Source organism: Stenotrophomonas sp. STEN033 (genome assembly GCF_056856655.1).
The window spans coordinates 39,534-49,622 of sequence record NZ_JBXFWM010000031.1 but is presented as its reverse complement, the minus strand read 5'-3'; the positions used below and the strand labels follow the sequence as shown (position 1 = coordinate 49,622).

Genomic DNA, 10,089 nt, shown 5'->3' with positions numbered 1-10,089 from the left:
CAAACCCCTGGGGGGGGGCGCGGGGCGCCGTGCCGGTGGCCACTGCCGTCCCCCGCCGCGGGGCGCGCGCCGCCGCACTACCGGTGCAACGCCCAAACAAGGCCCGCCCTGCGCGGGCCTTGTCCGTTTCAGCGTCCCGGCCGCTTTCAGGCGAAAGCAACGCGCCGCGTCGGCCCGCGCTTCGGCTAAACTGCGGCACGGTTTTTGTGTTCCCCGTCGACAACCCGACGCACCTAGACGAGCCTGACCCCCAGACATGACCAATATCGCCAAGATCCACGCCCGTGAAATCCTCGACAGCCGTGGCAACCCCACGCTGGAAGCCGAAGTCACCCTGGCCGACGGCTCGTTCGGCCGCGCCGCCGTTCCGTCCGGTGCTTCGACCGGTACCAAGGAGGCCGTGGAACTGCGCGATGGCGACAAGACCCGCTACCTGGGCAAGGGCGTGCGCAACGCCGTTGCCAACATCAATGGCGCGATCGCCTCGGCCCTGGTCGGCTTTGATGCCGAAGACCAGCAGGGCCTGGACCGCCGCCTGATTGATCTGGACGGCACCGAGAACAAGGGCCGCCTGGGTGCCAACGCGCTGCTCGGTGTTTCGATGGCGGCCGCGCATGCCGCTGCGGCGTCGAAGAAGCAGGCGCTGTGGCAGTACCTGGGCGCCAAGACCGGCGTTGCACCGTCGCTGCCGGTGCCGATGATGAACATCATCAACGGCGGCGCGCATGCCGACAACAACGTGGACTTCCAGGAGTTCATGGTGCTGCCGGTCGGCTTCAGCTCGTTCAGCGAATCGCTGCGTGCTGGCACCGAGATCTTCCACGCGCTCAAGTCGGTGCTCAAGGGCCACGGCCTGAGCACGGCGGTGGGTGACGAAGGCGGCTTCGCACCGGACTTCCGCAGCAACGTCGAAGCGCTGGACACCATTCTGGAAGCGATCGGCAAGGCCGGTTACACCGCCGGCGAAGACATCCTGCTGGGCCTGGACGTCGCCTCCAGCGAGTTCTACGAGAACGGCAAGTACAACCTGGTCGGCGAGAACAAGCGCCTGACCTCCGAGCAGTTCGTCGACTTCCTGGCCGACTGGACCGCGCAGTACCCGATCATCACCATCGAAGACGGCTTGGCCGAGAACGACTGGGCCGGTTGGAAGCTGCTGACCCAGCGCATCGGCAACAAGGTGCAGCTGGTGGGTGACGACCTGTTCGTGACCAACCCGAAGATCTTTGCCGAAGGCATCGAGTCGGGCACCGCCAACGCCATCCTGATCAAGGTCAACCAGATCGGCACCCTGACCGAGACCCTGGAAGCGATCGCCATGGCCGACAAGGCCGGTTATGCCGCCATCGTCTCGCACCGCTCGGGTGAAACCGAAGACACCACCATCGCCGATATCGCCGTGGCCACCACCGCCACCCAGATCAAGACCGGCTCGCTGTGCCGCAGCGATCGCGTGGCCAAGTACAACCAGCTGCTGCGCATCGAGGAAGCCCTCGGCAGCGGCGCGCGCTACGCTGGCCGTGACGCGTTTGTCTCGCTCAAGCGCTGATCGTCATGCGTAATTGGCGCTGGCTGCTGCTGGTGCTGGCGGTACTGCTGGCATTGCTGCAGTACCGCTTCTGGTTTGGCCAGGGCAACTCGGGCGAAGTGATGATGCTCGAGGCGCAGGTGGCCAACCAGAAACGTGACAACGATGGTCTGCAGCAGCGCAACGATTCGCTGGCCGCCGAAGTCCAGGATCTGAAGGACGGCGAGGCGGCCATCGAAGAGCGTGCACGCAGCGAGCTGGGCATGATCAAACCCGGTGAGAAGTTCTACCGGGTGGTCGAGGATGCGCCGGTGGCGGCCCCGGTTGCGCCCGCCGCCACGCCTGCCAATGCAGCGGCAGCAGGGCAGGGCGACCCGCAGTCTCCGCCGGAGAACATCCCATGATCGTGCAGACCTGGGCAGTGGTGCCGGCCGCCGGGCGCGGTACCCGCTTTGGCGGGCCGATGCCCAAGCAATATCTGTTGGCCGAGGGTGAGCCCCTGCTGGCGCACACCTTGCAGGCCTTGCTGTCGCATCCCGGCGTGGCCGGGGTGATGGTGGCCATTGCCGAGAACGACGGCGACTGGCCGGGCTGGAGCTCGTTCGCCGACAAGCCCGTACTGACCTGCGTGGGAGGAGAGACCCGCGCAGCGTCAGTGTTGGCTGGCCTGCAGGCTTTGCCGGACAGCGTGCGTGCCGACGACTTCGTGCTCGTGCATGACGCAGCACGGCCGAATCTGGCGGCCGCTGATCTGAGCCGCCTGCTGGAAGTGGGCCGTGCCGATCCTGTCGGCGGCATCCTGGCGGCGCCTGTGCGCGACACCCTCAAGCGTGCCGGCGACGACGGCGGCATTGATTGCACCGAGCCGCGCGAGCGTCTGTGGCGCGCGCTCACCCCGCAGCTGTTCCGTCGTCATCAACTGACCCGGGCCTTGCTCGATGCGGCTGCAGCCGGCGTTGACGTCACCGACGAGGCCATGGCGATGGAGCGTCAGGGCGTGCGGCCCTTGCTGGTCGAAGGCGCGGAAAGCAATTTCAAGGTCACCACTCCGGCTGACCTGGCCCGTTTCGAATTCGAGCTGTCGCGGCGCGGCAGCTGATCCCTTGCCGGCGCAGTGGCGCCGGCTCTGCCAAGAAGTACCTGCCATGAATTCTCCTGTTTCCTTCCCTCCCATCCGTATTGGCCAAGGCTATGACGTGCATGCCTTCGGCGAGGGTGATCACATCATGCTGGCCGGCGTACGCGTGCCGCACAGCCGTGGCGTGCTGGCGCACAGCGATGGCGACGTCGCCTTGCACGCGCTGTGCGATGCCATGCTCGGCGCGCTGGCGTTGGGGGATATCGGCGTGCATTTCCCGCCTTCCGATGAGCGCTGGAAGGGGGCGGACAGCAGCCGCTTTGTCAGTTATTGCAATGAGCTGCTGCGCGCGCGCGGCTGGGTGGTTGGCAATGTCGACATCACCGTGATCTGTGAGCGTCCCAAGGTTGGCCCGCATGCGCAGGCCATGCGCGAGCAGGTCGCGCAGCTGTTGGCGATCGACCTGGACCGGATCAGCATCAAGGCCACCACCAGCGAGAAGCTGGGCTTCACCGGGCGCGAGGAGGGCATTGCCGCGCAGGCCGTGGCCTTGCTGGTGGCGGCATGACCGCGCTGCCCTTGGCGTTCGGCGCGCCGGTACTGAGCGCTGCGATCCGCAGCGTGCCGGAAGATTTCCAGGTCGACGAAATCCCCGCCTTCGAGGCAACCGGCGAAGGCGAGCACCTGCTGCTGGACATCCGCAAGCGCGGCGCCAATACCGTGGCCATCGCCAGGCAGCTGGCGCAGTGGGCGGGCGTGCCGGAAATGGGCGTGAGCTATGCAGGGCAGAAGGATCGCCATGCGGTGACCACGCAGCGTTTCAGCGTGCACCTGCCCAAGCGGGTTGCGCCGGATCTGGCCCTGCTGGAATCGGACGAATTGAACGTGCTGGCCTCGACCTGGCACAACCGCAAGCTGCAGCGCGGCGCGTTGGCGGGCAACCGCTTCAAACTGGTGTTGCGCGGCGTGCAGGGCGACAAGGCAGCCATTGAGCAGCGCCTGCAGGTCGTCGCCGCGCGCGGCCTGCCGAACTGGTTTGGTGAGCAGCGCTTTGGCCGCGATGGCGGCAATGTGCCGGCAGCACTGCAGATGTTTGCTGGCCGCCGTGTGCGCAAGGACCAGCGTTCGATGCTGTTGTCGGCCGCGCGCTCGGCCTTGTTCAACCGCGTGCTGGCCGCACGGGTGGAGCAGGGTAACTGGGACGCCGCGCTGGAAGGCGAAGTGTGGATGCTGGATGGCAGCCGCTCGGTGTTCGGTCCGGAGCCGATGACGGATGTGTTGGCCGAGCGTCTGGCACGTTTCGACATCCATCCCAGTGCGCCCTTGTGGGGTGTGGGCGAGCTGCGTTCGAGCGATGCCGCACGGACGCTGGAAGAGCAGGCGCTGTCCGATGCGCAGGCCCTGGCCTTGCGCGCCGGGTTGGAGCAAGCCGGGCTCAAGCAGGAGCGACGCTCGCTGCGGCTCAAGCCTTTGTTGATGCAGCACCAATGGCTGGCCGAGGACGTACTGGAAGTGTCGTTTGCGCTGCCGTCCGGCTGTTACGCCACCGCGGTGCTGCATGAACTGGGCGCAGTGACCGATGCCAGCCGCAATGAAATTGCCGGCGGCCCGGCACCTGACGCCGAACCATCCAGCGAAGAAAGCGCCGCCGACTGATTGGCCGTGGCGTAGCCCGGGTAAGCGCAGCGCTCCCGGGAGGCAGGGGCCAATGGTGCCTCAAAGCCTCATGTGAACAACCCCGGGTGCGCTGCGCTTACCCGGGCTACAAAGCTACAACGCGGTTCCCGCCGCCTGCCTTGGTCGTTTCAGCGGTTGGCCAGCAGCACCAGTACCGCGCCGGTTCCGCCCTGGGTGGGCGGTGCGGAGTGAAATGCGAGCACATCATTGCGTTGACGCAGCATGCGGTCGACCAGGTTCTTCAATACCGGCGCGCCGCCATCTGACTGCAGGCCCTTGCCGTGGATGATGCGCACGCAGCCGTGTTCATGCGCCCGTGCCTCCAGCAGGAATTGGCGCAGCAGGTTTTCGGCCTGGGCGGCGGTGGCGCCGTGCAGGTCCAGTTCGTCCTGTACGGAATACTGGCCTCGCTTGAGCCGCTGGAACATCTGCGGCGGCAGATTGTCGCGGCGGTAGCTGGCATTGTCGCCGGCTTCCAGGGGTTTGCTGGAACGTAACAGGCGGGCGAATTCACCCAATGCCTCGGATTCATCCTGCTCGGCCATGCGCGCGCGCGGCTTGGGCCGTGGCTTGCCCGCAGCCGGTGCCTCCATCTGGCGCATCGGCGTTACCTCGCCAATGGCCGAACGGAACAGTGCGGCGTCATCTTCTTCATCTGGGTACGACATTTGTACAGCGTAACGTGCGCACAGTCGCAGGCAAGCCCTGCGGGGGTGGAAAGTGCCGCGGCGCATTCCGGTATCATGGTTGCTCAGGTCGGTCCGTCACGGTGATGTACTAACCGGAGGTTCCGGCGATTGCGGCGCTGAGTGGGAGCGTCGCGTGTTGATCCAGTAACCCAGGCCTTTAATGCGCGTACTTGTATCAAATGACGATGGTGTGGACGCCCCCGGCATCAAGATGTTGGCCGAGCAGCTCCGCAGCGCCGGACATGAAGTCACCGTGGTGGCACCGGACCGTGATCGCTCCGGCGCCTCCAACTCACTCACGCTGGATCAACCGGTGCGTCTGCGCCGCATTGACCACTACACCTGCGCGGTCGCGGGCACGCCTACCGACTGCGTGCACCTGGCGTTGACAGGCATGCTCGAGTACGAGCCGGACATCGTGGTGTCTGGCATCAACAATGCCGCCAACCTCGGCGACGACGTGATCTATTCGGGCACCGTGTCGGCAGCGATGGAAGGGCGCGGTCTCGGCCTGCCGTCGGTGGCGGTGTCGCTGGTCACGCACAAGCATGAAGCCAAGCATTTCCTCAGCGCCGCACGCGCCGCGGTGGAAATCGTGTCCCGGCTCATCGCCGATCCCCTGCCAGCCGACACCATTCTCAACGTCAACGTGCCGGACCTGCCCTGGGACGAGATCCGCGGCTTTGAAGTTACCCGGCTTGGCAACCGTCATCGTGCCGAAGCCTGTGTCCCGGCAACCGACCCGCGCGGCAATACCGTGTACTGGATCGGCCCGGCCGGCAGCGAGCAGGACGCTGGTCCTGGCACCGATTTCCATGCCGTGCGTACCGGGCATATTTCGATCACCCCGATCCAGGTCGACCTGACCCGCTATTCGGCGCTGGAAAAGGTCGCCAGCTGGGTGGGTGGGCTGACCGAAACCCTGGGGAAGCCTGAATGACGCCGCGCCTGCGCCTGCAGCCGGAGGCCGTGGGTATCGGCATGACCTCGCAGCGGGTGCGCGACCGTCTGGTGGATCGGCTGCGCGAAGTGGGCATCGCTGACGAGCCCACGCTCAACGCCGTGCGGGTGGTGCCACGCCATCTGTTCATTGATGAGGCGCTGGCCTCACGCGCCTACGAGGACACCGCTCTGCCTATCGGCCATGGCCAGACCATCTCCCAGCCCTGGGTGGTGGCGCGAATGACCGAGGTGGTGCTGGCGGTTGCGCCGAAAAAGGTACTGGAAGTTGGTACCGGCTCGGGCTACCAGGCCGCCATTCTGGGGGCGCTGGGGCTGGAGGTGTTCACCGTCGAGCGTATCGGCGACCTGCTGCGGCAGGCGCGCAAGCGTTTCCGGCATCTGGGCATGAACATCCGTACCAAGCATGACGACGGCCGCATCGGCTGGCCCGAACACGGGCCGTACGATGCCATCGTGGTGACCGCGGCTGCGCCGGCGCTGGTGGATGCCTTGATCGACCAGTTGGCCGTGGGCGGGCGCCTGGTGGCGCCGGTTGGCGGGCCGGGTGGACAGGTGTTGTTGCAACTGACCCGGCAGGCCGATGGCACCATTACCCAGGAAGAACTGGCACCGGTGAGTTTCGTACCGTTGTTGCCGGGCATGCTGGACTGAGAACAGGACTACTCACGGAATGAAGATCTTCGGGCCGTTATACGACCGCGCCATGGTATGGGCCGCCAATGAGCGCGCGCCTACCTATTTGACTGTGCTCAGTTTCATCGAGGCCATCATCTTCCCGGTGATGCCGGAAGTGATGCTGATGCCGATGTGCGTGGCGCAGCCGCGCAAGGGCTGGCGCTTCGCGACGCTGAGCCTGATTGGCTCGATGGCCGGTGCGATGGTCGGTTATGCACTGGGTCATTATGCGTTCGAGGTGCTCAAGCCGATGTTCGAGGCGATGGGCATGCTGCCGGCCATTGAAAGCGGCATCGCGACCCTGCAGGCCAAGATGGCGGAGTCGCCGTGGGCGGTGTTTACCTTCCTGGTGCTGGGTGGCTTCATGCCCATCCCGATGAAGGTCTTCACATGGGCCTCGGGTATCGTCGGCGTGCCGCTGCCGCAGTATGTGTTGAGCATGCTGGTTGGGCGCGGCAAGCGGGTTTATTTGTTGGCGGCGGTGATCCGCTTCGGCGGCGCACAGGCGGCTGAACGGTTGCGGCGCTGGATTGAGCCGCTGGGCTGGATTGCCACCGCATTGGTGGTGGGCCTGGTGGCATGGCTGGTCTGGAGGGCTAAATTCGCATGAATGCATTGATGTTGGGCAAGGGCTTGGGCAGGGCACTGGCTGTTCTGGCCGTGGTCTCGTTGGCGGCGTGCGGTACCGCCACGGTAGTGAAGCCCTCGGGCGGTAGCTCGGGCACGTCCACCTCGACCACGCCGCGCACCTCCGTGGCCAAGCCTGGGCAGACCGCAATCGTGCGACGTGGCGATACGTTGTTCGGCATTGCCCGGATCAACAACATCACCCCGCGTGATCTCGCGGCCTGGAATGGCCTGTCCGAGCCTTACACGATCTACCCGGGTCAGGCCCTGCGGCTGTACCCGGGCGGTGCGACGGCCAGTCGGCCGGCGGGCACCGGCTCGACGACGAGCACCACCCGTCCGGCTACGCCGCCACCGGCAGCGACGCCTACGCCGGTCAACAGTGGCATTGCCTGGCGCTGGCCGGCTGACGGTGCCCTGGTCGGGCGCTTCGTCGCCGGTGAAGCCACCAAGCAGGGCGTGGATATCGCAGGCAGCAGTGGTCAGGCAGTGCGTGCCGCGGGCCCTGGCGTGGTGGTGTACTCCGGCGCTGGCCTGGTGGGCTATGGCGAGCTGATCATCATCAAGCACAACGACCAGTGGCTGTCGGCCTATGGCCACAACCGCAAGCGCCTGGTCAATGAAGGTCAGAGCGTCAAGGCCGGTGACCAGATTGCAGAGATGGGCCGTACGGGCACCTCGCGCGACATGCTGCACTTCGAGATCCGCTACAACGGCAAGCCGGTTGATCCGCTGGTCTATCTGCCGAGCCGCTAGATGTCTGCGGTCCCGTCCTGATCATCGGGCGGGACCCGCAGCAGATGTGTCAGACCCAATAGTCGAGGGCGGTGCCGGGATTGCTTCGGTGCCGTGATCGCATCCATGTTTGAAGAGGGGGCAGATGCAGAAGCCGAGGTACTGGTTCCAGGCCGCAAGTAATGGGCAAGGTTGGAGCTGGCCCCTGGCCTGGCAGGGCTGGGTGGTATACGCGCTGGTGGCAGTCCTGTTGCCGGCAGGCTTTCTGTTGTTTCCGCCCACGACCAGCCCGGTCGCGTTCGCCGGCTTCCATGCTTGTGTGGCCCTGTCGACGCTGCTGGTGTGTTGGCTGAAAGGTGAGCCGCTGGCTCGCTAGATCGCAACTCCTGTAGTGCCGAGCCATGCTCGGCAGCCGCTTTCCCGGTGCTGCGCCAGCACGCAGCGGACTCGTGGGAGCGGTGTAAGCCGCGAAGCTGATGAACCATCTGATGCATTGCCTGTAAGGCCCTTGCCGAGCATGGCTCGGCACTACAGGGAGGCATTTGGCCTCGCCAGCAGGTTCTGCGGATCAGGCGTTGTTGGGATTGCCGACGGCCTGCACGCTGACTGATCGTCAGCTTCCGCTCCCACAATAATGCACCGGCGCAGCGTGGCTGCGCGCTACGGGGTGCTTTCCAGGATGATGGCCATCACCACGCGGCGGTTTTCGCCGGCCAGCACGTTGTACGTGCGTGCGGCCGAGGCGTTGTTCATCACCTCGATGCCAATGCCACGGGTCAGGCAGGCCGCCATGATCGCGGCCGGCGGGAAGATCTGCTTCTCGCCCGTACCCAGGATCACCAGCGCTGGATTCAACTCCAGTGCTGCCTCCAGATCCTCGGCACGCAACTCGGCCACCGACGCAACCGGCCAGTCCTCTATAAGGTTGTTCGGCGCAAGGATGAAGCTGCGACTCAGTGCGCGGTCATTCACCTGCGCATGGTGGCCATCGGCCGAGCGCAGGGAGTAGGTGTAATCGGGAAGTTCGCGACTGAACTGCATGGATATTCCTCGGCGATCAGCCGCGCGGCAGTACGATCTGGCGCTTTTCCTTGGCCGGGCGGTACAGCACGGCAACATGACCGATGCGCTGCACCAAGGCGGCGCCGCTGGCCTGGATCAGCTCATCGATCAGCGCGTCGCGGGCCTCGCGGTCTTCTGCTGCAACCTTCACCTTGACCAGTTCGTGGCGTTCCAGCACCTCATCCAGCTCGGCCAAAAAGGCCGGGGTGACCCCTTTGCCGCCGATCTGCAGCAGTGCTTTCAGGTCGTGCGCAATGCCGCGCAGGAATCGGTTCTGGGCCGAGGTCAGGACGATGGACATGCAGGACTACAGGTAATCAAGGGGGTTCAGGGTATCATGACCACCCCTGTGAGCCCCATTGCCGATGCCTTCCCGTAGCAAAAGCAGCCAGCGCTGGCTGAAAGAACACTTTTCCGATCCTTTTGTGAAAAAGGCCCAGAAGGAGGGCATGCGCTCGCGCGCGGCCTACAAGCTGGAGGAGCTGCTGGAGCGTGACCGCCTGCTGAAGCCGCACATGGTGGTGGTCGATCTGGGCGCCGCGCCCGGGGGCTGGTCGCAGCAGGTGCGCAGGCAGATGGGCGACACCGGTCGCGTCCTGGCCCTGGACATTCTGGAGATGCCGCCGCTGGCGGGCGTGGAGTTCCTTCACGGGGACTTCAGGGAAGAAACCGTCCTATCGCAGTTTGAAGCCATGCTCGGCGATCAGCCAGTGGACCTTGTGCTGTCGGATATGGCCCCCAATAAGAGTGGTATGGATGCGGTTGACCAGCCGCGGATGATGCACCTGGCGGAGTTGGCGATGGATTTTGCCGACAACCACCTCAAGCCCGGTGGGGCGTTCCTGATCAAGTTGTTCCAGGGCGTCGGCTTTGATGACTACGTGCGTGAACTGCGCCGTCGTTATGAAAAAGTCGCCATCCGCAAGCCGGATGCTTCGCGCAAGCGTTCACCTGAGGTTTATGCCCTCGGGCAGGGCAAGCGCAGCCAGATGAAGTAAGCTCAACCATACGACTTATCAGAAATTAGTATCTAGAGGGACACCGGAGCCGATGAG

At 65.1% G+C, this 10,089-nt stretch carries 13 protein-coding genes; 10 read left to right on the top strand and 3 right to left on the bottom strand.

Annotation, left to right across the window (positions count from 1 at the left end):
- The first annotated feature begins 256 nt into the window (after positions 1-256).
- Genes eno through truD form a run of 5 tightly spaced genes read left to right on the top strand, consistent with a single transcriptional unit; the run spans position 257 to position 4,262 of the window.
- Positions 257-1,549 (top strand): phosphopyruvate hydratase, encoded by a 1,293-nt coding sequence (gene eno / locus AC1VXC_RS12205; RefSeq protein ID WP_313171526.1) that lies wholly within the window; start codon positions 257-259, stop codon positions 1,547-1,549.
- A gap of 5 nt (positions 1,550-1,554) precedes the next feature.
- Positions 1,555-1,932: a cell division protein FtsB gene (ftsB, locus tag AC1VXC_RS12200; RefSeq protein ID WP_293707297.1), complete on the top strand. Its 378-nt coding sequence runs from the start codon at positions 1,555-1,557 to the stop codon at positions 1,930-1,932.
- Positions 1,929-2,627 carry a 2-C-methyl-D-erythritol 4-phosphate cytidylyltransferase gene (ispD, locus tag AC1VXC_RS12195; RefSeq protein ID WP_481538226.1) on the top strand — a complete coding sequence of 233 codons (699 nt, stop codon included), beginning with the start codon at positions 1,929-1,931 and terminating at the stop codon, positions 2,625-2,627. The genes ftsB and ispD overlap by 4 nt, the downstream gene beginning before the upstream one ends.
- Before the next feature lie 46 nt (positions 2,628-2,673).
- On the top strand, positions 2,674-3,174 hold the full coding sequence (gene ispF / locus AC1VXC_RS12190; RefSeq protein WP_481538227.1) for a 2-C-methyl-D-erythritol 2,4-cyclodiphosphate synthase: 501 nt from the start codon (positions 2,674-2,676) through the stop codon (positions 3,172-3,174).
- Positions 3,171-4,262: a tRNA pseudouridine(13) synthase TruD gene (gene truD / locus AC1VXC_RS12185; protein ID WP_481538228.1), complete on the top strand. Its 1,092-nt coding sequence runs from the start codon at positions 3,171-3,173 to the stop codon at positions 4,260-4,262. Before ispF ends, truD begins: the two co-directional genes overlap by 4 nt.
- Before the next feature lie 149 nt (positions 4,263-4,411).
- On the opposite strand, the gene AC1VXC_RS12180 is transcribed toward truD, so the two are convergent.
- On the bottom strand, positions 4,412-4,951 hold the full coding sequence (locus AC1VXC_RS12180) for a Smr/MutS family protein (protein ID WP_313171534.1): 540 nt from the start codon (positions 4,949-4,951) through the stop codon (positions 4,412-4,414).
- Between the two features lie 181 nt (positions 4,952-5,132).
- Here AC1VXC_RS12180 and surE point away from each other — a divergent pair, with 181 nt between their 5' ends.
- The 4 genes from surE to AC1VXC_RS12160 are packed head-to-tail and all read left to right on the top strand — an operon-like array spanning position 5,133 to position 7,993.
- The gene (surE, locus tag AC1VXC_RS12175) at positions 5,133-5,912 is read left to right on the top strand and encodes a 5'/3'-nucleotidase SurE (RefSeq protein WP_313171536.1); all 780 of its coding nucleotides are present in this window, start codon (positions 5,133-5,135) and stop codon (positions 5,910-5,912) included.
- Entirely contained in the window at positions 5,909-6,586 is a 678-nt protein-coding gene (locus AC1VXC_RS12170) for a protein-L-isoaspartate(D-aspartate) O-methyltransferase (protein WP_313492590.1), read from the top strand. The genes surE and AC1VXC_RS12170 overlap by 4 nt, the downstream gene beginning before the upstream one ends.
- 19 nt (positions 6,587-6,605) lie before the next feature.
- On the top strand, positions 6,606-7,220 hold the full coding sequence (locus tag AC1VXC_RS12165; RefSeq protein ID WP_313171540.1) for a YqaA family protein: 615 nt from the start codon (positions 6,606-6,608) through the stop codon (positions 7,218-7,220).
- A complete protein-coding gene (locus AC1VXC_RS12160) occupies positions 7,217-7,993 on the top strand; it encodes a peptidoglycan DD-metalloendopeptidase family protein (RefSeq protein ID WP_313171542.1) in 777 nt (258 codons plus the stop codon). Before AC1VXC_RS12165 ends, AC1VXC_RS12160 begins: the two co-directional genes overlap by 4 nt.
- 639 nt (positions 7,994-8,632) lie before the next feature.
- On the opposite strand, the gene AC1VXC_RS12155 is transcribed toward AC1VXC_RS12160, so the two are convergent.
- The gene (locus tag AC1VXC_RS12155; protein WP_313171544.1) at positions 8,633-9,013 is read right to left on the bottom strand and encodes an Mth938-like domain-containing protein; all 381 of its coding nucleotides are present in this window, start codon (positions 9,011-9,013) and stop codon (positions 8,633-8,635) included.
- A 16-nt stretch (positions 9,014-9,029) separates the two neighbouring features.
- A complete protein-coding gene (gene yhbY, locus AC1VXC_RS12150) occupies positions 9,030-9,335 on the bottom strand; it encodes a ribosome assembly RNA-binding protein YhbY (protein ID WP_313171546.1) in 306 nt (101 codons plus the stop codon).
- Between the two features lie 64 nt (positions 9,336-9,399).
- Here yhbY and rlmE point away from each other — a divergent pair, with 64 nt between their 5' ends.
- The gene (gene rlmE, locus AC1VXC_RS12145) at positions 9,400-10,032 is read left to right on the top strand and encodes a 23S rRNA (uridine(2552)-2'-O)-methyltransferase RlmE (RefSeq protein WP_313171548.1); all 633 of its coding nucleotides are present in this window, start codon (positions 9,400-9,402) and stop codon (positions 10,030-10,032) included.
- The last annotated feature ends 57 nt before the right edge of the window (positions 10,033-10,089 follow it).